Source organism: Roseateles saccharophilus (assembly GCF_031458095.1).
Taxonomy (GTDB): domain Bacteria; phylum Pseudomonadota; class Gammaproteobacteria; order Burkholderiales; family Burkholderiaceae_C; genus Pelomonas; species Pelomonas saccharophila_A.
Genome location: NZ_JAVDXU010000001.1, coordinates 1,003,248 through 1,023,727, shown reverse-complemented (window position 1 = coordinate 1,023,727; position 20,480 = coordinate 1,003,248). Strand labels below are relative to the sequence as shown.

Genomic DNA, 20,480 nt, shown 5'->3' with positions numbered 1-20,480 from the left:
GCCCCACCCATAGAATCCTGCCCCATGAGTTATCAGGTCCTGGCCCGCAAATACCGTCCGCAGAGTTTCGAGCAGCTCGTCGGCCAGGAGCATGTCGTGCAAGCCCTGGCCAATGCCCTGACCCAGGGCCGGCTGCACCACGCCTATCTGTTCACCGGCACCCGGGGCGTCGGCAAGACGACGGTGTCGCGCATCCTGGCCAAGAGCCTGAACTGCACCGGAGCTGACGGCACGGGCGGCATCACGGCCCAGCCCTGCGGCGTCTGCCCGGCCTGCCGGGACATCGATTCCGGCCGTTTCGTCGACTATGTGGAGCTGGACGCGGCCTCCAACCGCGGTGTCGAGGAGATCTCGCAGCTGCTGGACCAGGCCGTCTACAAGCCGGTGGTCGGGCGCTTCAAGGTCTACATGATCGACGAAGTGCACATGCTGTCCAACACCGCCTTCAACGCGATGCTGAAGACGCTGGAGGAGCCGCCCGACTACCTGAAGTTCGTGCTGGCGACGACCGACCCGCAGAAGGTGCCCGTCACCGTGCTGTCGCGCTGCCTGCAGTTCAATCTGCGCCCCATGGCCGCGGCGGACGTGCAGATGCACCTCGGCAATGTGCTGGGCGCCGAGAGCGTGCCGGCCGAGCCTGGCGCCCTGCGCCTGCTGTCGCGTGCGGCGCGCGGCTCCATGCGCGATGCGCTGTCGCTGACTGACCAGGCCATTGCCTTCGGCGCCGGGGCGCTTTCCGAAGCCGGCGTGCGCCAGATGCTGGGCAGCGTGGACCGTGGCCATGTGGTGGCCATCGTCGATGCGCTGGCGGCGGCCAGCGGCGAGGCTGTCGTGGCCCAGGCCGATGCGCTGCGTGGCGCGGGCCTGTCGGCCGCCGGCACGCTGGAGGACCTGGCGACGCTGTTGCAGCAGATGGCCCTGGCCCAGGCTGCGCCTTCGGCCCTGGACGACGCCGACACCGAGACCGCCGAGATCCGCCGCCTGGCCACTCTGCTGCCGGCCGACGAGATCCAGCTGATGTACAGCATGGCCCTGCATGGCCGCGCCGAGCTGCATCTGGCGCCCGACGAATACGCGGGCCTCTTGATGGTGCTGCTGCGCATGCTGGCCTTCCGGCCGGCCGGCACCCAGCCCAAGGCCGTCAAGGCCGCGGCCCTGGTGAGGCCGCCGGCGGTGGCCAAGGCCGTCGTCGCCGTGCCCCTGCCCAAGGTGACGCCCCCGGTGGCCATGGCTGCACCGGTTGCTGCACCCGTGACTGCGCCCGTCGTCGCACCCAGGCCCGTGGCCCCTGCACCGGTGGTGGCCGCGCCCGCGGTCGCCGAGCCACCGGCCGCGCCCCGGCTCAGCGATCGCCTGCGCCCCAAGCCGGTCGAGGCCCTGGCCGAAGACGAGGCCGCGGACTTCGATGGTGCGCCTCCCGATGACGCGCCACCGCCGTGGATGGACGCCGATGACGCACCGGCACCCGCGGCGCCCGCTGCTGCCCGTGAGTCCGAAACCCCGCGCCGCGCCGAACTGCGCGAGACGCCCGAGGGGGGCCAATGGGCCGAGCGCATCGCGGCGGTCAATCTCGTCGGCATGACGGGCGAGCTGGCCCGTCAGGCCCAGGCCCTGGGCTGCAGCAGCGTCGATGGCCGCGAGGTCTGGAAGCTGCGCGTCGAGCGCGAATCGCTGCGCGCGCCGGCCCTGGTCAGCAAGCTCGAGGCGGCGCTGAACGCCAAGCTCGACATCGAGGCCGGCGTCGCCGAAGACTCCATCGCCCTGCGCACGGTCGCCCGTGCCGAGGCCCAGCAACGCGCGGCCGAGGACCTGGCCGCCCAGCATCCGATGACGCGGACGCTGCTTTCCCAATTCCCGTCGGCACGCATCCTGCCGGGCTCCGTGCAGCCCGTGCTGACTCCCACTCCCTAGACAAGGACACGATCATGATGAAGGGCCAACTCGCCGGCTTGATGAAGCAAGCCCAGGCGATGCAGGACAACCTGAAGAAGGCGCAGGAAGAACTCGCCAATATCGAGGTCGAGGGCCAGAGCGGCGCCGGCCTCGTCAAGGTGCTGATGACCTGCAAGAACGAAGTCCGCCGCGTCACCATCGACCCCAGCCTGCTGGCCGATGACAAGGACATGCTGGAAGACCTCGTCGCCGCTGCCTTCAACGATGCGGCCCGCCGCGCCGAGGCCACCAGCGCCGAGAAGATGGGCAAGCTCACGCAAGGCATGCCGCTGCCCCCGGGCATGAAATTTCCCTTCTGATCTTGACGGCGCTTGAATCGCTGATCGAGGCGCTCAAGCGCCTGCCCGGCGTGGGCCAGAAATCGGCCCAGCGCATGGCCTATCACCTGCTGCAGCACGACAGGCTGGCCATGCCGCGCCTGGCCGACGCGCTGGCGGCGGCGGGTGAGCGCATCAAGCATTGCGAGCGCTGCCACACCTTCAGCGAGACGCCGATCTGCAGTGTCTGCGCGGATGCCGAGCGCGATGCCAGGCTGCTGTGCGTGGTGGAGACGCCGGCCGACCAGGCGGCGCTGGAGCGCACGGCCTCCTATCGCGGCTATTACTTCGTGCTGCTCGGACGGCTGAGCCCGCTGGACGGTGTCGGCACGCGTCAGATCGGCGCGGCAGAGCTGCTGGCGCGGGCGGGTGAAGAAGGCGTCGAGGAGGTCATCCTCGCCACCAGCTTCACGGCCGAGGGCGAGGCCACGGCTCATGTGCTGGCCGAGGCCCTGCGCGCCCGCGGCATCAAGTCGACGCGGCTGGCGCGCGGCGTGCCGGTGGGCAGTGAGCTCGAATACGTGGACCTGGGCACCATCGCCCATGCCTTGAGTGACCGCCGATAAGAGGAGGAGATCCCGATGACGATGGCCCAGATCTGTCTGCTGGTGGCCTGCCTGCTGCCCCTGGGCTGCACCTGGCTGGCCAAGTCCAAGGGCTTCGGCAAGCGGCGCCGTGACGGCGGCTTCGACAACCACCGGCCGCGCGAATGGCTGGCCAATCTGAGCGGCTGGCAGGCGCGCGCGAACTCGGCCCAGGCCAACAGCTGGGAGGCCCTGCCCATCTTCATGGCCGGGCTGTTCGTGGCTCACCAGCACCAGGCCAGCCAGGCGACGGTGGACGCGCTGGCGATGGGCTTCATCGCCGCGCGCCTGGGCTTCATCGCCCTCTATCTGGCCGACCTGGCCTCGTTGCGCTCACTGGTGTGGGCAGCAGGCCTGGCGGCCTGCGTCGCCCTCTTCTTCGTCAGCTAGGGCTAGCAGGCCTTCAGGGCGTGGCCGCGGCCACGACGGTGCGGCCCTTGCCGGCCACCTTGGCCTTGGGTTGCGGCTTGGCTGCCGCCACCCTCACGCTCTTGGCGGGCGTGGTGTTCCTGGCCACGGGCGCCTTGGCCGGTGCGGTCGCCGTGTAGACGACGATGGCCTGGCCGGGCTTGAAGCGGCCGTTGGCGCCTATCTTGTTCCACTGCGCCACCTGTTCGGCCTTGACCTTGTAGCGCGCCGCGATGACGGCCACGGTGTCGGCCTTGCCGGCCCTGAGGCTGACGCGGCGCAGCGGCGGCGCATCGGGTGCGAGGTTGAGGCTGGCACTGTCGGCCAGGCGCTCGGACACATCGGCATGCACATGCTCGCCGCGCGGCACCAGCAGCGTGGAGCCGGCCTTGACCAGCATCTTGGGCGGGATCCTGTTGATGTCGCGCAGCAGGGCCTCGCTGGTGCCGGCGCGCTTGGCGGCCTCGCCCGGGCTCATGGTCTTGGGCACGACCCAGGCCGTCCAGCTGGCCATGGGGCCGCTGTGGCGCGCCAGGTTCTCGGCAAAGGCGCTGGCCTGGTCATAGGGCAGCAGCACCTGCGGCGTGGCGGCGGCCAGGATGACCGGCTTGTTCATCTGCGGGTTGAACTGCTGGAAGGTCTCCAGCGAGATGCCGGCCAATTGGGCGGCGAGGGACACGTCGATGTCGCGCTCGATCTTGACGCTGAGAAAATAGGGGTGGTTGGCCACCACCGGCAGGGTCAGCGCATAGCGGTCGGGCGCGAAGACGATGTTCTTGACGGCCTGCAGCTTGGGCACGTAGTAGCGCGTCTCGTCGGGGATCTTGAGGCTGGCGTAATCGGTCGGCAGGCCGAGTTTCTGGTTGCGGGCGACGGCCTTCTGCACATTGCCCGGGCCCCAGTTGTAGGCGGCCAGCGCCAGATGCCAGTCGCCGAACTGCTTGTAGAGGCGGCCGAGGTAGTCGAGTGCGGCGCGCGTGGACGCGAGCACGTCGCGGCGGTCGTCGCGGAAGATGTTCTGCTTCAGGTCGAAGTCGCGGCCGGTGGCGGGCATGAACTGCCACATGCCGGTGGCCTTGGCCGTCGACACAGCGTGGGTGACGAAGGCACTCTCGATGAAGGGCAGCAGGGCCAGCTCAGCAGGCATGCCGCGCTTCTCGACCTCCTCCATGATGTGGAAGAGATAGCGGCTGCCGCGTGTGGTCATGCGCTCGACGTAGTCGGGCCGGGCGCTGTACCAGGCCTCGGCCTTGCGCACCCAGTCGTCATCGAGGTCCTGCAGCTGGAAGCCCTTGCGCACGCGGGCCCACAGGTCGGCGTTCACGTCGGGGTTGTCGAGGTCGATCTTCTCGCCGGGGCGCAGGTTGTCTTCCAGCAGTTGGGCGGCCATGGCGCGCGCCGGCACGGCGGGCGGGGTCGGTTCGGCCGTGATGCTGGCGACGGCCTGGGCGGCGGGTGGGGAGAGCGGGGCTGCCGGCGCTTCGTCCGGCGCGGGCTGGGAGGTGGTGGCACAGGCGGCGAGCAGCAGGGCGGCCGCCAGCGGGGTGAGTCGGGAAATCAGCGTCATCGGAATCCGTTCTTCCATTCGCGCAGCGTGGCGAAGACGTCGACCGGGCTGGGCGCGGCCGGAAGTTTGAGGGGGGCGTGGCGACGCGCGGCGTCCCGCAGGGCCGGCTCGGTACAGCGCAGGAAAGGGTTGATGCGAACCTCGTTGCCGATGCGGCCCGGCAGCGTGGGGCGGCCGGCGGCGCGCTCCGCTTCGCACCAGGCGGCATAGGCAAGGAGGGCCGCGTTGCCGGGGTCCACCTCGCGTGCAAAGCGCAGGTTGGACAAGGTGTATTCATGGGCGCAGCAGACGCGCGTCGCGGAGGGCAAGGCGGCCAGCGACTGCAGCGATGCGTGCATCTGCGCCGGCGTGCCTTCGAAGAGGCGGCCGCAGCCGGCGCTGAACAGCGTGTCGCCGCAGAACAGCAGCGGGTCGCCACCCGGCACCGCGGCGGCAAAGTAGGCGATGTGACCCGCCGTATGGCCGGGCACGTCCATGACGGCGAACTTCAGGCCCAGCAGCTCGACGCTGTCGCCGCCGTGCAGGCGCTGCACCGGCTCGGGCAATTGCTCGTGCACGGGGCCGTAGACAGGACCCTGCAGGCGCGGCCGCAGCGCGTTCACGCCGCCGACGTGATCGCCGTGGTGGTGGGTCAATAGAATGCCCGCCAGCGTCAGGCCCCGGGCGTCGAGCGCTGCCACCACGGGCGCGGCGTCACCGGGATCGACGACGAGGGCCTCGCGGCCGTTGTCCAGCAGCCAGAGGTAGTTGTCGTCAAAAGCAGGAATCGGCGTCAGCGTCAAAGGCGCATCACCCATGACAGATAAAGCGCCGAGTATAGATTTGGCAGCCTGGCTGCAGACACCGCCCGGCCGTCATCTGCTGGCCTGGGAACAAGCCCAGGTGGATGCGGCCGTGACCGATTTGTTCGGGTTTCACGCCTTACAACTCGGCCTGCCCGAACTCGACGGTCTGTTGACCAACCGCATGCCGCATCGCTGGCTGGTCGGCCGTGACCTGCTTTGCGACTTCGACGCCCTGCCTTTCGAGAGTGCAAGCCTGGACCTCGTGCTGCTGCCGCATGCGCTGGAGCTGGCCTGCGACGCCCATGCCCTGCTGCGCGAGGTGGAGCGCGTGCTGCGCCCCGAAGGCCGCCTCATCGTCTTCGGGCTGAACCCTGCCAGCCTCTGGGGGCTGCGCCAGAAGCTGGGCCGCCTCAAGCGCCGCGGCGAGCCCTACCTGCCGCGCGAGGGCGACTTCATCGGCTACTGGCGCATGCGCGACTGGCTCAAGCTGCTGAGCTTCGACGTCGAGGCCGCGCGCTTCGGCATCTACCGGCCGCCGCTGCGCTCCGAGGCCTGGCTGCAGCGCTGGCGCTGGGTCGACGGCGTCGGCTCGCGCTGGTGGCCGGTGCTGGGCGCCGTGTATTTCATCCAGGCAGTCAAGCGCGTGCAGGGCATGCGCATGATCGGCCTGGCCAAGAACAAGCGCGTGGCGGCCAAGACCGCACCGGCCGTCGCGCTGAACAATCACCACAAAGAAGAATGACCGAAACACCGAAGCCTGCGCTGGCCATCAAGAAGCCCCAGGTCACCATCTACACCGACGGCGCCTGCAAGGGCAACCCCGGCCCCGGCGGCTGGGGCGCCTGGCTGTCCAGCGGTGGCCACGACAAGGAACTCTTCGGCGGCGAGCGCGAGACGACCAACAACCGCATGGAGCTGACCGCCCCTATCGAGGCCCTGGCGTCGCTGAAGCGCAGCTGCGATGTCGTCGTCTACCTGGACAGCGAATACGTGCGCAAGGGCATCACCGAATGGATCACCAACTGGCAGCGCCGCGGCTGGAAGACGGCCGACGGCAAGCCGGTCAAGAACGCCGACCTCTGGCAGCGCCTGGACGCGCTGCGCAAACTGCACAGCGTGGAGTGGCGCTGGGTCAAGGGCCATGCCGGCGACCCCGGCAACGAGCGCGCTGACATGCTGGCCAACAAGGGCGTCGCCTCCCTCAGTAAAGTGCGCGCCACCTGAAGCCCCCAAAAAGGGAAACGTGCCCATGAAGCTCCTGACCCCGTTGATCGCGCTGCTGATGCTGGCAGGCGCTGCCCAGGCTCAGACCTACACGGTGATGTGTGCCAAGGTCAGCTGCGGGCGTCTGCTGGTCAACGAGACGGCGACGCGGCTGGAGACCGACCACAGCTACCGCAACAACGGCCGCGGCCCCGACCAGAAGGAAGTCGTCGAGTTCGCCCCCGATGGCGCCTGGCTGAGCTATCGCACCGAGGGCGTGTCGACCTATGGCGCGCGCATCGACGAGAGCTTCACGCTCAAGGATGGCCGCGCCGCGTGGCGCTCGCCGGTCGACCAGGGCGAGCGGCCCGGGGCGGGGCGCGACCTCGTCTATCTGCCGGTGCAGTCCACGCCCGCCTGGGCCGGCCGCCTGGCCAGGACCCTGCTGCAACGCCCCGGCCATCGCGCCGCGGCCCTGCCGGTGGGCCAGATCTCGATCGAGCGGGTGCAGACACTGAAGCCGGCCGGCGCCAGCTTCGAGGTCGGCCTCTATGCCATCCAGGGCTTCGACCTCGATCCGAGCTACCTCTGGCTGCGCGAGGACAACCAGGCCTTGTTCGCCAAGGTGGACCCGGGCTGGGGCGGCACGCTGCTGCAGGGCTTCGAAGCCGAGCTGGACCGCCTGGCCGATGCGCAGAAGGCGGCCCAGATCGCGCGGCTGCAGAAGCTCGCGACCGAGCTGCCCAAACCGCTGCCCGGCCTCACCGTCATCGAGAACGTGCGCTGGTTCGACTCGCAAGCGGCCGTGCTGCGCGGCCCGTCCGACGTCTATCTGTTCGAGGGCCGCATCGCGGCCATCGCCAAGCCCGGCGCCCTGACCAGTGCCGCGCCCGAGCAGCGCATCAGCGGCAAAGGCCGCACCCTGCTGCCCGGCTTCATCGACATGCACTCCCATCTCGATGCCAGCGCGTTGCTGCTCAACCTGGCCTCGGGCGTGACGGCCGTGCGCGATGTCGGCAACAGCAATGCCGACCTGGCCGAGCTGCGCGGACGCATCGAGCGCGGCGAGGTGCTGGGCCCGCGCATCGCGGCCAATGGCTTCATCGAAGGCAAGAGCCCCTTCTCGTCGCAGGCCGACTTCGTGCCCGACAACCTGCCCGATGCTCTCGCCGCCATCGACTGGTATGCCGCCCGCGGCTATCGCCAGCTCAAGCTCTACAACTCCATCCGTCCCGAATGGGTCAAGCCCATGGTGGCCCATGCGCGGAGCTTGGGCCTGCGCACCGGCGGCCATGTGCCGGCCTTCATGACGGCGCGCCAGGCGGTGGAGGCCGGCTACGACGAGCTGCACCACATCAACCAGGTCACGCTGAACTTCCTGGTCGGCAAGGGTGACGACACGCGCACCCTGCTGCGCTTCAACCTCGTCGGTGACAAGGCGGCCGACCTCAAGCTCAACGATCGCCGCACCCAGGACTTCATCGCCCTGCTGAAAAAGAAGGGCACCGTCGTCGACGCGACCATGACGGCCTTCGAGGCCACCTACACCCAGCGCCAGGGCCAGCCCAGCCCGAGCTATGTGATGGTGGCGGCCAATCTGCCCGCCGTCGTGCAGCGCGGCTATCTGTCGGCCGAGGTCGACCTGGACGAGGCCAAGGCCAAGCGCTGGGGGGCGAGCTGGAAGGTCATGATGGACCTGCTGCGCCGCATGCATGCCGCGGGCATCCCGCTGGTGGCCGGCACCGACGCGACGCCGGGCTTCGCTTTCCAGCGCGAGCTGGAGCTCTATGTGCAGGCCGGCATCCCGGCCGCGCAGGCGCTGAAGATCGCGACGTGGAACGGCGCCAAGTACAGCGACCGCCTGGGCGAGATCGGCAGCATCGAGCGCGGCAAGCGTGCCGACCTCGTGCTGGTCGACGGCGATCCGGTGGCCGACATCCGCGCCATCCGCCGCATCGCCCTCGTCATCAAGGGCGAGCAGGCCCTGTCGCCGTCGGCCCTCTACCAGACCATGGGCATCCTGCCTTTCGTGCCTTCAGCAGAGGTGGTCAAGTGAAGCGTCTCGCGGCCTTGCTCTTGACCCTGCCGCTGATCGCGCAGGCCGACACCACGCTGCGCTTCTGCGCCGCGGGCAGCCCCAAGACCTTCGACCCGGCGATGACCGACAGTGGCATCGACCATGTCGCCCATCTGCCCATCTTCAGCACGCTGATCGAGGTCAAGCGTGGCACCGATCAGCTCATTCCGGGCCTGGCCACCAGCTGGAGCGTCAGCCCAGACGGCCTGGCCTATACCTTCGAGCTGCGCAAGGGTGTGACCTGGCACAGCGCCGAAGGCTTCAAGCCGACGCGCGAGTTCAATGCCGACGACGTGCTCTTCACCTTCGGCCGCCTGCTCAGCCGTGACAGCGCCTTCGCCAAGGCCTTCCCCAGCGTGTCGCCCTATGTGGTGTCCTTCGGCTGGGAAAAGCTCATCACCAAAGTCGAGAAGCTGGGCGAGCACCAGGTCCGCTTCACGCTGGCCGAGCGCGATGCGTCCTTTTTGTCGGCGCTGAGCTTTGCCTTCGCGATGATCCAGTCTGCCGAACTCGGCAACCAGTTGCTCAAGGCCGGCACGCCCCAGCGCATCGCCCAGATGCCCATCGGCACCGGCCCCTTCCAGTTCAAGAGCTTCCGTGCCGACAGCGTCATCCGCTACGTGAAGCACCCAACCTGGTGGCGCAAGGACGAGCGCCCGCGCGCCGACCAGCTGGTCTTTGCCATCACCACCGATGCCAGCGTGCGTGCCCAGCGCCTGAAGCGCGACGAGTGCGACATCGCCGCGCCCGTCGGCCCCGCGGAGCTGGACGAGCTCAAGAAAGACCCCGCCATCAAGCTCGCCACCGCGCCGGGCATGAATGTCGGCCTCCTGGCCTACAACACCAAGCGGCCTGCCTTGGCCAAGGTCGAGGTGCGCCAGGCCCTGGACATGGCCATCGACAAGCTCGCCATCGTGCGCACCGTCTACGGCGACGCCGGCAGCTTGGCCACCAGCAACATCCCCGCTGCCAACTGGGCCCATGACGCGACCCTGAAGCCCCAGGCCTACGACCCGGCCAAGGCCAAGGCCATGCTGGAGAAGGCCGGCGTGCTGCCGCTGAACATCACCCTGTGGGCCATGCCCGTCGTGCGTGCCTACAACCCCAACGGCCAGCGCATGGCGCAGATGATCCAGTCCGACTGGGCCAAGGTCGGCGTGACGGCGCGCATCGTCACCTATGAATGGGGCGAGTATTTGCGCCGCATTGACGCCGGCGAACACGACGCGGCCTTGAGCGGCTGGAATGGTGACCCCGAGCCCGCCAACACCTTCGGCCAGCTCGCCTGCGGTGCGGCCAGCGGCAGCTTCTGGTGCAACCCGGCCTATGACAAGCTGCTGGTCGAAGCCCGCCAGGCCTTGAAGCAGGAAGACCGCAAGGTCCTCTATGCCAAGGCCCAACGCATCGCCATGCAGGAGCTGCCCTGGACCGTCATCGCCAATGGGCGCATCGCCGTGCCCGAGCGCGCGGCGGTCAAGGGATTCATCCTGGACCTCGACGGCGGCATCTATCTCGACGGCGTCACGCCGCGCTAAGCAACAAGGACAACGACATGAGCATCAAGAGCGACAAATGGATCCGCCGCATGTGCGAGCAGCACGGCATGATCGAGCCCTTCGAGCCCGGCCAGGTGCGCGAGCAGGACGGCCGCAAGATCGTCAGCTACGGCACCTCGAGCTATGGCTATGACATCCGCTGCGCGCCCGAGTTCAAGGTCTTCACCAACATCCACTCGACGGTGGTGGACCCGAAGAACTTCGACGAGAACAGCTTCGTCGACGTCAACAAGGACGTCTGCATCATCCCGCCCAACAGCTTCGCGCTGGCCCGCACCATGGAGTACTTCCGCATCCCGCGCAATGTGCTGACGGTCTGCCTGGGCAAGAGCACCTATGCCCGCTGCGGCATCATCGTCAACGTGACGCCCTTCGAGCCCGAGTGGGAAGGCTATGTGACGCTGGAGTTCAGCAACACCACGCCGCTGCCGGCCAAGATCTACGCGGGCGAGGGCTGCGCCCAGGTGCTGTTCTTCGAGAGCGACGAGGTCTGCGAGGTCAGCTACAAGGATCGCGGCGGCAAATACCAGGGGCAGGTGGGGGTGACGCTGCCGAAGGCTTGAAATTGATAGCCCCTCGTCCGGTCTCGCGCCGCTGAACGCGGGCACGCCCAGCCGGTCTTGCAGACCGCGCAGCCGACAGAGCGGCTGCTCTTCGGCAGGCACGACAAGTCCACAGGACTTGCCGTGTCCGGCCTCAGCCCCCGAGGGGACGGCGATGCTTGCGGTGTTGAGCCGCAAGCACATCGCCTTGGCGGGCCGGCTCAGCGCTCTGCCCGCAAACACGGACAGGACTCACCCTCCCATCATCGCCAGGTACTGCTCCAACCCCATCCGCCCCGCCCGCATCACCCTTTTGTGATTCCACCGGAACAGCGGCGCCAGCAGCGGCGCCGTCCAGCGCAGGATGCCCGGCGGCAGGGTGACGCGCCAGACGAAGGTGACGTCGGTATGCCCGCCCACCTCCGGCGCGGCCTGCTTCATCAGCCAGATGCCTTCGCCGGCCAGCGTGCCCCCCGCCTTGGCGCGCAGGCGCTCCTCGCGCAGCACCTCGGTCACCTCAAGCACCAGGTGCAGGCGGTAGCCCAGGCCGGTGCGGAAGCTGATCTGCTGCTGGCGGCCCACGCCCTGGGCGTCGCCGTCATGCAAACGTTTCACCGCCACGACGCCCGGCCACCAGCGCGGCCAGTGTTCGGTCTGGGTGATGGCCTGCCAGACCTGGGGAACGGGCGCGTCCAGGCGCCAGTGGCTGACGAGATCGAAATACGCGGTTTGAGACATGCAAAGGGGATACGCCGCACTACCCAGGGTAGATGCCGAGGTTTACGCTGCATCCGGAATTCTTACCGCTGCGTACAGGCCTTTCATGACCTCGCCCTCTGCCACCCCCGCCCAGGCCCGCGCCATCCGCCGGCGCCTGCTGGAGCGGGTTGCCGACACCGACGACAGCCACCTGACGGTGCCCGCGGGCACGTCTGGCTGGCAGCCCTTCGGGGACGGCGTGCAGATCAAGGTCTTGCATGAGCACGAGGGCATTCTGAGCTATCTGCTCAAGCTCGCGCCCGGCGCCCGGCTGGAGGCCCACCGCCACCCGCTGGACGAGGAATGCCTGGTGCTGGAAGGCGTGCTCAAGGTCGGCAGCCAGACCGAGGTCGGCCCCGGGGGCTACCACCTGGCCCGCGCCGGCAGCCTGCACGCCAGCATCAGCACCCAGACGGGTGCCACCATCTTTCTACGCGGCGCCGAGCCGCATGTAGACCAGCTTTTGGTCTGAGGAGACGCCATGACCCTCCCGCACCCGACCGAAGCCGCCGACGAGCCGCCCAACCCGGCGCTGCTGTTCGACGACGTCGAGCCGCATGACGCCGAGCTGGAGGAGGCCTGCGTCGCCGAGGCGGCCAGTGCCAAGCCGGGCTGCCCGAACCTGGATGACGCCCAGCTCGCCGCCTGGATCGAGGCCATCGTCGACCATGACGAGCGCGCGCTGCTGGCGCTGTACGAAGCCACGCTGTCGCGCGTCTACGGCCTGGTGCTGCGCCTGGTGCGCCGGCCCCAGCTGGCCGAGGAGGTGGCCGAGGAGGTGTTCTTCCAGGTCTGGCGCCAGGCGCCGCGCTTCGACGCCGAACGTGGCCGCCCGCTGACCTGGTTGCTGGGCATGGCCCGCTCGCGCGCCATCGACGCCATCCGCCGCGAGGCCCGCTTCCAGCACGAGGAGCTGGACGAGGAGGCCGCACCGCTGTCCGCGCCGGCGGCCGAGTCGGGCGATGAGCTGCTGGCCGTCGCCCAGGGCCATGCCGAGCTGCATCGCGCCCTGCTGCTGCTCAAGCCCCAGCCGCGCCAGCTCGTCGCGCTGGCCTTCTTCAATGGCCTGTCGCACGAGGAGATCGCGAGCCAGACCAGCCTGCCGCTGGGCACGGTCAAGTCGCAGATCCGCCGTGCGCTGATCACCTTGCGCGAGGCGCTCGGCGACACTGGCGCGCATGCGCTGCCGGCCTGAGGGGAACGCCATGACGACGCAACCCAATATTCCCGAATCCACCGACGACGACCTGAGCCCCCTGCTCAGCGAACCCTTTGCCCGTGCCTGGGCCGCGCCCGCCCCGGGCCTGCCCGGCCGCATGGGTGAGCGCCTGGGCGAGCGCCTGGAGCGCTCGCTGAAGGCCGAGCAGGGCATGGTGACCGTGCGCCGCCGCAAGGCCCAGGCCGAACCCATGGCCGAAGGCGTGCAGCAGCGCTGGCTCTACCGCGCCCCCACCGGCCGCGCGCCGCGCCCCGGCGAGCCGCGCGCCGCCAGCGTCATCGAGCTGGAAGCCGGCGGCCGCCTGGCGCTGCCGCCGGGTGGTCCGCGTGAATTCCTGGTCTTGCGCGGCAGCGTCGAGGTCGACGCCGAGCGCTTAAGCCTGCGCGACTTCCTGCTGCTGCCGGCCGGCAGCACGCCGTTGGTTGCCAGCCGTGACGGTGCCCATGTCTTTGTGCGCGAGGCCGAAGGCGAGGGTGATGTCGAGCGCACCCTGGTGCGCGATCAGGAGGCCGGCTGGCCCGAGTTCGCACCCGGCATCCGCCGCCGCGTGCTGTGGGCCGGTGGCGGCCAGGCGGCGCTGCTCTACCGCGCCGACCCGGGCGCCAGCGTGCCCAATCACAGCCATGGTCACGACGAGGAATGCCTGATGGTGCAGGGCGAGCTCTTCCTGGACGACGTGCTGCTGCAGACCGGCGACTACCAGCTGGCCCCGGCCGGCACCGGTCACCGCATCACGGAGACGGACACCGGCGTGGTGCTCTACGCCCACGGCGACCTCGACCTGCAGTTCTGCTGACTTGAGCCCGATGAGCCGGAGTTAGCCCGGTCTTTTCGGGCTTTATCCGGCCTTGGAAAAGCCGAGGCCCCGGCACGATGGCGGCATACGCCAGAAGTCCGCCGAGGCCCGCCATGCTGATCCCGCTGCACCTGATTCCCATCCCCGCCGACGAACCCCGCGGCGCGGGTGACCCGGGCCATGCCTGGAGCGGCCTCAAGATCGCCCAGGGCGTGAATCTGGGCGACATCCGCGCCCTCGGCCTGACCACGGCGGGCACCGCCAGCGGCCCGGTCAGCAGCCGCGACCTGTTGCGCTTCGGCCAGCTGATGAACGACGCCGGCCTGGTGATCAACCCCACGCGCATGCTCTACGACCGCCAGTACGCCTATGAGCGCCTGGCCGACGGCCATGGCAGCGACCACCCCGGCCTGCGCGAACTCGCTCTCGATTTGTTCGAGGCCTACCAGTCCGCCGGCGAGTGGATTGGCATGGCGCACTGATCGCCCCCCAATCACGGGGCTTTCCCCAGGCCGAAGCCTGGCTTTCCTCACCCGGGCAATTTGCTGTCTCCGGGTTACGCTCGCGGTTTCGCCTTTTTGCCGAACCGCTCCATGACCCGTCACTCCCTTTCGCTGCTGGCCCTGGCCATGCTGGCCGTCACCGCCCATGCCGACGAAGGCATGTGGATGCCCAAGCAACTGCCGCAGATCGCCAAGCCGCTGAAGGCTGGCGGTCTGGCCATGGACCCGGCCAAGCTCAAGGAACTGACCGACTTCCCGATGGGCGCCGTCGTGTCCCTGGGCGGCTGCACGGCCAGCTTCGTGTCGCCCCAGGGCCTGACGGTCACCAACCACCACTGCGCCTACGGCAGCATCCAGTACAACTCCAAGCCCGACCGTGACCTGCTGAAGAACGGCTTCTATGCCCAGACGCTGGCCGATGAACTGCCCGCAGCGCCCGGCAGCCGCATCCTCGTCACGGTCGACATGAAGGACGTGTCGGCCGACATCCTGAACGCCAAGACCCTGGCCTTGAGCGGCAAGGCCCGCACCGACGCCATCGAGGCGACCGAGAAGAGCCTGGTGGCAGCCTGCGAGGCCGACAAGGGCCACCGCTGCAACGTCTATTCCTTCTTCGGCGGCCTGCAGTTCCAGCTCATCAAGCAGCTCGAGATCCGCGACGTGCGCCTGGTGCATGCGCCTGCCACCGGCGTGGGCCTGTTCGGCGGCGACGCCGACAACTGGGTCTGGCCCCGCCACACCGGCGACTACAGCTTCTACCGCGCCTATGTGGGCCCGGACGGCAAGCCGGCCGACTACAGCAAGGACAACAAGCCCTATCTGCCCAAGCACCACCTGAAGATGGCGAGCAGCCCGCTGAACGACAGCGACTTCGTCATGGTGGCCGGCTACCCGGGCCGCACCAACCGCCACCGCCTGCCCACCGAGGTCGACTTCGCCTTCGGCTGGCAGCAGCCCACCCAGACCCGCGTGATGGGCGAGGCCATCGACCTGATCAAGGCCGAGACGGCCGGCCGCCGCGAAGGCGAGATCAAGATGGCCGCCAAGATGCAGGGCCTGCAGAACTACTTCAAGAACCTGCAGGGCCAGCAGCAGAGCTACGACGGCAGCGACATCCTGGCCCGCAAGTCGGCCGAGTTCGGCAAGCTCAAGGCCTGGGTCAATGCCGATGCCAAGCGCAAGGAGCGCTATGGCGCCGACATCGCCGCCACCGAGAGCCTGATCGCCGAGCGCCAGGCCATCACCCGCGCCGAGCTGCTGATGGGCTTCATGGCGCCCGCGCTGCTGAACTCCGCCCACACCTTGTATGAGGGCGCCCTGGAGCGCGCCAAGCCCGATGCCGAGCGCAAGACCGGCTTCCAGGACCGCGACGCCACCCGCCAGCGTGCCGCCCAGCAGACGCTGGAGCGCCGCTACGACGAGCAGACCGACAAGCGCCTGGTGGCCCATTTCCTGGCCCAGTACCTGGCCCAGCCCGCCAACACGCTGAACACAGCCTGGCTGAACGCCCTGGGCCTGAAGGCTGGCCAGGATGAAGCCAGCATCCGCGCGCAGATCGACAAGCTGTATGCCGGCAGCAAGCTGTCCGACACCGCCACCCGCCTGGGTTGGCTGGACAAGGACGCCGCCGCCTTCAAGGCCAGCGACGACGCCTTCATCAAGCTCGCCGTGGCCCTGAACGACGATTACGAGAAGCGCGAGAACCGCGACAAGGAACTGGCCGGCAAGCTGCAGAAGGCCTATGCGGGCGCGCAGCAGGCCATGATCGACTACCACGCCAGCCGTGGCGAGGCCGTCTACCCCGACGCCAACAGCACGCTGCGCATCAGCTTCGGCAAGGTGCAGGGCCGCACGCCCGGCAGCGACGGCAGCAACTGGACGCCCTTCACGACGCTGCGCGGCATCGTCGCCAAGCATCGTGGCCCGGACGAAGCCGGTGGCGAGTTCAACGCCCCGGCCGAGCAGTTGGCCGCCATCAAGGCGCGCAACTTCGGCAAGTACTACGTGAAGAGCCTGGACTCGGTGCCGGTGAACTTCCTGTCCACGCTGGACACGACCGGCGGCAACTCCGGCTCGCCGGTGCTGAACAAGAACGCCGAACTCGTCGGCCTGCTGTTCGACGGCACGCTGGATGCCGTGATCTCGGACTGGGACTTCAACCCCAAGATGGTCCGCAGCATCTGCCTGGATGCCCGCTACATGCTGTGGCAGATGAGCACGGTCGACAAGACGACCCGCCTCTTGGATGAGATGGGCGTGAAGTAGCCCACCCCCGAGGCGCTTGACGCGCCTCCCCCTCAAGGGGGCTGAGCTCGGACACAAACAGTCCTGAGGACTGTTTGTGCCTAGCGAAGGACAAGGCCTCCGGCCTTGGCAGCAGCCAGTGGCCCGGCAAAGCCGGTGCCACGGCTGCTGCTGGAGGAGAAGAACGGCAGCGTTTCGCTGCCGTTCTTCGTTGGGTGCTTATTCCTTGACCACGGCCTCGACCTGGATGCGCAGGTTGACGTCCATCTTGAAGCCGTAGTCCTTGCCCGCGATGAGGCCGAAGTCCTCGCGGTTGAAACTGCCCGAAGCATCGGCACCGCACCAGTCGCGCTTGAACAGCGGATGCGGCATGCACTTGACCTGGTTGATGGTCAGCGTCACCGGCTTGGTGCGGCCGTTCAGCGTCAGCTCGCCGACCAGCTTGCCCGGCGCGCTGTCGAAACGGCCCTTGAAGCTGGCGCTGGGGTTCTTGGCGACATTGAAGAACTGCTCGCCCTTGGCCCAGCCGTTCATCGCGTCCAGGCCGAAGTCGATGCTGGCCAGGTCCATCTGCACGTCGACGCTGCCGCTGCCGGTGGCCTTGTCATAGACGATGGTGCCGGCGTTCTTGGTCAGCTTGCCGCGCCAGTAGGACATGCCCATATGGTCGGCCTCGAAGCTGGGGTAGGTGTGGGCCGGGTCGATCACATAGGTGGCCGGTGCGGCCTGGGCCATCGAGGCGGCGAGCAGGGCGGGCAGCAGGGCGAGTCGGTTCATGGAAGTCTCCTGGGATGGCTTGAAGGGTGGTGAAAGGCGCTTGCCTGACACTATGACGAAGCGGGCCGCGCGATTTCGACAGCAGCCTGCAAATTTGTTTGTCCCAATGAACAGCCGACTCCTCATCGCCCTGCTGGCCCTGGCCCTGGCGGCCTGCTCGTCCCTGAAACCCCAACCCGGCCCCGAGAAGCGCTACAGCGCCACCGAATTGCTGGCGCTGCGGCCGGGCGACTTCAGCTGGCCCGCGATGTCGACGGCTGGCGAGCGGGCCCAGCGCGAGGCGGCACTCGCCGACATCCGCGCCCGCATCGCCCTGCCGCCCGGTCCAGAGCGTGACGCGGCCCTGCCCAGGCTCTTCGACCTGGTGGCCCAGTACAACCTCGAGATCGACGCCGCCCGGCCGCTGCTGCTGCAGGCCCTGCCGACGCTGGCCGGCCGCGACGCCGACTATCAGCGGGCCCTGTTGACGGCGGCGCGGGCCCTGTATGTGGCCGACGCTGAACCTGCGCTGCAGCCGTTGCTGACCCAGCTCACCGCGAGCAAGCCTTTTGCCATTGCGGCCTACACGCTGAAGGCCGCCAACCCGGGCTATGCCGAGTTCATCCGCGACCTCGTGCCGCGCCAGTTCCCGCAATGGCGTGACGACCCGCGCCTGGTGGCGCTGATGGACGACGTGGCCACCGTCCGCCTGGCCCAGCCGCCGCTGGCCGACCTGTTCGCGGCGCCGCTGCGCCCGGGCTACCCCGTCCTCTACAGCCTGCAGCGCCGTGGCCGCGCCGACATGGGCCTGGTGCTGGTGCGCGGCGCCGACGGCCGCTTCGTGCGCGATGCCGGCGGTCGTCTCTTCGCCCAGCCTCAGCTGGCCCTGTCGCGCAGTGGCCTGCCCGGCACCATCACCAATGGCAACACGCCCCAGGGTGTCTTCACCATCGTCGGCGCCGGCACGGCCACCAATCCCAATATCGGCCCCACGCCCTATCTGCACAGCAAGCTGCCCGTCGAGGCGACGCCGGCCGAGTTCGAGCATGGCGAGACGCCGGCCGCCTGGAGCGAAGCCGTCTACGAAAGTTTTCTGCCGCCGAGCTGGCGCGGTTTTTCCGACATCAAGGAAGCCTGGCTGGCTGGCCGCGCGGGGCGGGACGAGCTGCTCGTCCATGGCACCACCATCAACCCGGCCTACTACGCCGGCACGAGCTATTTCCCCGGCACGCCCCAGCAGGGCTGCATGATCTCAAACGAGGACTGGGACCCGGCCACCGGCCGCCTGCTGGCCAGCCGGCAGTTGAACCTGGCCCAGGCCTATGCCGCGGCCGGTGCAAGGGCCGACCTGGCCGGCTACTTGGTCGTCGTCGAGCTTGCGGGCCAGGGCCCCGTCACGCAGGCCGAGGCCCGGGCCCTGGTCGACGCCGCGGCACGCTGACCTCACCCCTTGCGGAGATCCCATGCGCCACAGCCTCATCGCCGTCCTGACCCTGGCACTGGCCCTCGGGGCGCCTAGCCTGGCGGCCGCTGACGAAGCGGCCCGCCTGGTGCCCAGCGCCGACGGCCGCGAGCTGATCGACGCGGCGGCCGGCCTGGCCTGGTCGCGTTGCGTCGAGGGCATGAAATGGGATGGCCGGCGCTGCAGCGGCGAACCCGTGCTCGCCACGCACGCGCAGGCTCTGGCGCTGGCACGGGCCCGCAGCGAGGCCGAAGGCCGCTCCTGGCGCATGCCGCGTGTCACCGAGCTGAAGCGGTTCTTCGAGCACCTGGCCCGCGCCCAAGCGGCGGCGACGCTCGCCCCCGCGGCACCCAAGGGCTGGTATTGGACCGGCACCACGCGCATCGAGAGCGAGGCCGTGAATCCCTACAGCTATCGCAACGTCGAGCGCGGCGCGTCGCAGCGCCAGGTGGACCGGCTGTCGGTGCAGCAGGGCTGGGCTGTCGAGCAGCCGGGCGGCGCCCCTCGCGACATGGCCAAGCGCGAGCAGTTGTCGGTGCGCCTGGTGCGACCCCTTCAGCCTTGAGCGCAGCCGGGGTCAGTCCACGAACGTCAGGCTGCCGTACTCCCAGCTCCACGGCACGCCCGTCTCGCCGAGGATGAAGCGCACCAGCTGAGGAAAGGCCCGCTCGGCCCTCACGTCATTGGCCAGGATGACGACGCAGCGCTTGGCTGGCTTCACGCAGACCCAGGTGTTGCCGGTGCTGTCGTTGTGGCCGCCCTTGAAGTAGCCCGGTCCCTGCGGGCCTTCGAAGGTGACCACACCCAGGCCGGCAGCCAGGTCGGCGCGGCGCCTGGACGGCGGCAGTTCGGTCTGCAGCGTCGGGAACTGCGAGGCCGTCGTGATGGGCAGCAGCGGCACGGTCAGCGCCGCCGTGGCCTTTTCCGACAGGCTGATGCCGTTCAGATGGGCGGCGGCGATGCGGGCCATGTCGGCAATGCTGGTGTCCATGGAGCCGGCCGCGCGCACCCGGCTGCGCCGGTCATGCGGCTCGGGGCTGCCGTCGGCCTTCCAGCCATCGGCCACATTGGGCGCGAAGTCGTCGCGCCACGTCATGCCGGTGCGGCGCAAGCCCAGGCGGTCGAAGACGCGGCGCTGCACGGTTTCGCCGACGTCGATGCCGAGGCCTTTCTCCAGAACGAACTGCAGCAGGATCATCCCCTCGCCGGAATAGGCATAGCGGCTGCCCGGCTCGAAGTGGATGCGCAGCCTGCCGTCGGGCTCGAGGAAGGCGAAGTTGGCGAAGCCGCCGCTGTGTGTCAGCAGCATGCGCGGCGTGATGCGGCGCCAGCGCGCGTCGCCGGCCAGGTCGGCCCAGGGCGCGTACCGGGCTTGCGAGGGGTAGTCGGGCAGGGCCTGGGGCAGATAGCTGGCGATGGACTTGTCCAGGTCCAGCCGGCCGCCTTCCGCGAGCTGCATGACGGCATAGGCGAACACCGTCTTGGTCAGCGAGGCCGCGTACATGACGGTGTCGGGCAGCAGCGGGTCGCCCGCCGCATTGCGCTTGCCATAGGCGCCCACGTGCACGACCTGGCCGCCATCGATGACGGCCACGGCCAGGCCCTGGGCCTGGGTGGCGGCCATCAGGCGGGCGGCCTCGGCATCGATGGACGCGCTGGACGGCAGGGCGGGCTGGGCCAGCGCGCCCACCAGGGGCAGGGCGGCCAGCAGGCCGGCGAATCGGATCGGGCGCATCGCGGGAAACCTCC

21 protein-coding genes are annotated in these 20,480 nt (G+C 69.1%); 16 read left to right on the top strand and 5 right to left on the bottom strand.

Annotation, left to right across the window (positions count from 1 at the left end; genetic code table 11):
• The first annotated feature begins 24 nt into the window (after positions 1–24).
• The 4 genes from dnaX to J2X20_RS04670 are packed head-to-tail and all read left to right on the top strand — an operon-like array spanning position 25 to position 3,244.
• Positions 25–1,911 carry a DNA polymerase III subunit gamma/tau gene (dnaX, locus tag J2X20_RS04685; RefSeq protein ID WP_310261527.1) on the top strand — a complete coding sequence of 629 codons (1,887 nt, stop codon included), beginning with the start codon at positions 25–27 and terminating at the stop codon, positions 1,909–1,911.
• Between the two features lie 14 nt (positions 1,912–1,925).
• Positions 1,926–2,252 (top strand): YbaB/EbfC family nucleoid-associated protein, encoded by a 327-nt coding sequence (locus tag J2X20_RS04680; protein WP_310261524.1) that lies wholly within the window; start codon positions 1,926–1,928, stop codon positions 2,250–2,252.
• On the top strand, positions 2,249–2,836 hold the full coding sequence (gene recR, locus J2X20_RS04675) for a recombination mediator RecR (protein ID WP_310265105.1): 588 nt from the start codon (positions 2,249–2,251) through the stop codon (positions 2,834–2,836). Before J2X20_RS04680 ends, recR begins: the two co-directional genes overlap by 4 nt.
• Positions 2,837–2,851: 15 nt before the next feature.
• On the top strand, positions 2,852–3,244 hold the full coding sequence (locus J2X20_RS04670) for an MAPEG family protein (protein ID WP_310261521.1): 393 nt from the start codon (positions 2,852–2,854) through the stop codon (positions 3,242–3,244).
• 13 nt (positions 3,245–3,257) lie between these two features.
• Here the strand turns inward: J2X20_RS04670 and J2X20_RS04665 are convergent, their stop codons facing one another.
• Together J2X20_RS04665 and gloB are read right to left on the bottom strand one after the other, a co-directional pair.
• On the bottom strand, positions 3,258–4,829 hold the full coding sequence (locus tag J2X20_RS04665) for a transglycosylase SLT domain-containing protein (RefSeq protein ID WP_310261518.1): 1,572 nt from the start codon (positions 4,827–4,829) through the stop codon (positions 3,258–3,260).
• On the bottom strand, positions 4,826–5,611 hold the full coding sequence (gene gloB / locus J2X20_RS04660) for a hydroxyacylglutathione hydrolase (RefSeq protein WP_310265096.1): 786 nt from the start codon (positions 5,609–5,611) through the stop codon (positions 4,826–4,828). The genes J2X20_RS04665 and gloB overlap by 4 nt, the downstream gene beginning before the upstream one ends.
• Before the next feature lie 40 nt (positions 5,612–5,651).
• Here gloB and J2X20_RS04655 point away from each other — a divergent pair, with 40 nt between their 5' ends.
• The 5 genes from J2X20_RS04655 to dcd are packed head-to-tail and all read left to right on the top strand — an operon-like array spanning position 5,652 to position 11,013.
• Positions 5,652–6,356, top strand: coding sequence for a class I SAM-dependent methyltransferase (locus J2X20_RS04655; protein WP_409034128.1), 705 nt, complete (start codon positions 5,652–5,654; stop codon positions 6,354–6,356).
• Positions 6,353–6,838, top strand: coding sequence for a ribonuclease HI (gene rnhA, locus J2X20_RS04650; RefSeq protein WP_310261512.1), 486 nt, complete (start codon positions 6,353–6,355; stop codon positions 6,836–6,838). Before J2X20_RS04655 ends, rnhA begins: the two co-directional genes overlap by 4 nt.
• A 25-nt stretch (positions 6,839–6,863) precedes the next feature.
• Entirely contained in the window at positions 6,864–8,873 is a 2,010-nt protein-coding gene (locus J2X20_RS04645; RefSeq protein ID WP_310261510.1) for an amidohydrolase family protein, read from the top strand.
• Entirely contained in the window at positions 8,870–10,429 is a 1,560-nt protein-coding gene (locus J2X20_RS04640) for an ABC transporter substrate-binding protein (protein ID WP_310261506.1), read from the top strand. The genes J2X20_RS04645 and J2X20_RS04640 overlap by 4 nt, the downstream gene beginning before the upstream one ends.
• Positions 10,430–10,446: 17 nt before the next feature.
• A complete protein-coding gene (dcd, locus tag J2X20_RS04635; RefSeq protein WP_119045551.1) occupies positions 10,447–11,013 on the top strand; it encodes a dCTP deaminase in 567 nt (188 codons plus the stop codon).
• A gap of 231 nt (positions 11,014–11,244) precedes the next feature.
• Here the strand turns inward: dcd and J2X20_RS04630 are convergent, their stop codons facing one another.
• Positions 11,245–11,730, bottom strand: coding sequence for an SRPBCC family protein (locus J2X20_RS04630; protein WP_310261502.1), 486 nt, complete (start codon positions 11,728–11,730; stop codon positions 11,245–11,247).
• An 85-nt stretch (positions 11,731–11,815) separates the two neighbouring features.
• Between J2X20_RS04630 and J2X20_RS04625 the strand changes: the two genes are divergently transcribed.
• The 5 genes from J2X20_RS04625 (at position 11,816) to J2X20_RS04605 (ending at position 16,534) form a co-directional block, all read left to right on the top strand.
• The gene (locus J2X20_RS04625) at positions 11,816–12,223 is read left to right on the top strand and encodes a cupin domain-containing protein (protein WP_310261499.1); all 408 of its coding nucleotides are present in this window, start codon (positions 11,816–11,818) and stop codon (positions 12,221–12,223) included.
• Positions 12,224–12,232: 9 nt separating this feature from the next.
• A complete protein-coding gene (locus tag J2X20_RS04620; RefSeq protein ID WP_310261496.1) occupies positions 12,233–12,946 on the top strand; it encodes a sigma-70 family RNA polymerase sigma factor in 714 nt (237 codons plus the stop codon).
• Between the two features lie 10 nt (positions 12,947–12,956).
• Positions 12,957–13,766 carry a cupin domain-containing protein gene (locus J2X20_RS04615; protein ID WP_310261494.1) on the top strand — a complete coding sequence of 270 codons (810 nt, stop codon included), beginning with the start codon at positions 12,957–12,959 and terminating at the stop codon, positions 13,764–13,766.
• Positions 13,767–13,879: 113 nt separating this feature from the next.
• A complete protein-coding gene (locus J2X20_RS04610; RefSeq protein ID WP_310261492.1) occupies positions 13,880–14,248 on the top strand; it encodes a hypothetical protein in 369 nt (122 codons plus the stop codon).
• Positions 14,249–14,359: 111 nt separating this feature from the next.
• Entirely contained in the window at positions 14,360–16,534 is a 2,175-nt protein-coding gene (locus J2X20_RS04605; protein ID WP_310261490.1) for a S46 family peptidase, read from the top strand.
• Between the two features lie 198 nt (positions 16,535–16,732).
• Here J2X20_RS04605 and J2X20_RS04600 read toward each other — a convergent pair whose 3' ends face one another.
• A complete protein-coding gene (locus tag J2X20_RS04600) occupies positions 16,733–17,290 on the bottom strand; it encodes a YceI family protein (protein ID WP_310261488.1) in 558 nt (185 codons plus the stop codon).
• Positions 17,291–17,396: 106 nt separating this feature from the next.
• Between J2X20_RS04600 and J2X20_RS04595 the strand changes: the two genes are divergently transcribed.
• Both J2X20_RS04595 and J2X20_RS04590 read left to right on the top strand, forming a co-directional pair.
• Positions 17,397–18,710 (top strand): coiled-coil domain-containing protein, encoded by a 1,314-nt coding sequence (locus J2X20_RS04595; RefSeq protein WP_310261486.1) that lies wholly within the window; start codon positions 17,397–17,399, stop codon positions 18,708–18,710.
• Between the two features lie 22 nt (positions 18,711–18,732).
• On the top strand, positions 18,733–19,296 hold the full coding sequence (locus J2X20_RS04590; protein ID WP_310261484.1) for an Lcl domain-containing protein: 564 nt from the start codon (positions 18,733–18,735) through the stop codon (positions 19,294–19,296).
• 12 nt (positions 19,297–19,308) lie between these two features.
• Here the strand turns inward: J2X20_RS04590 and J2X20_RS04585 are convergent, their stop codons facing one another.
• Entirely contained in the window at positions 19,309–20,466 is a 1,158-nt protein-coding gene (locus J2X20_RS04585) for a serine hydrolase domain-containing protein (RefSeq protein WP_310261481.1), read from the bottom strand.
• Positions 20,467–20,480: the final 14 nt, after the last annotated feature.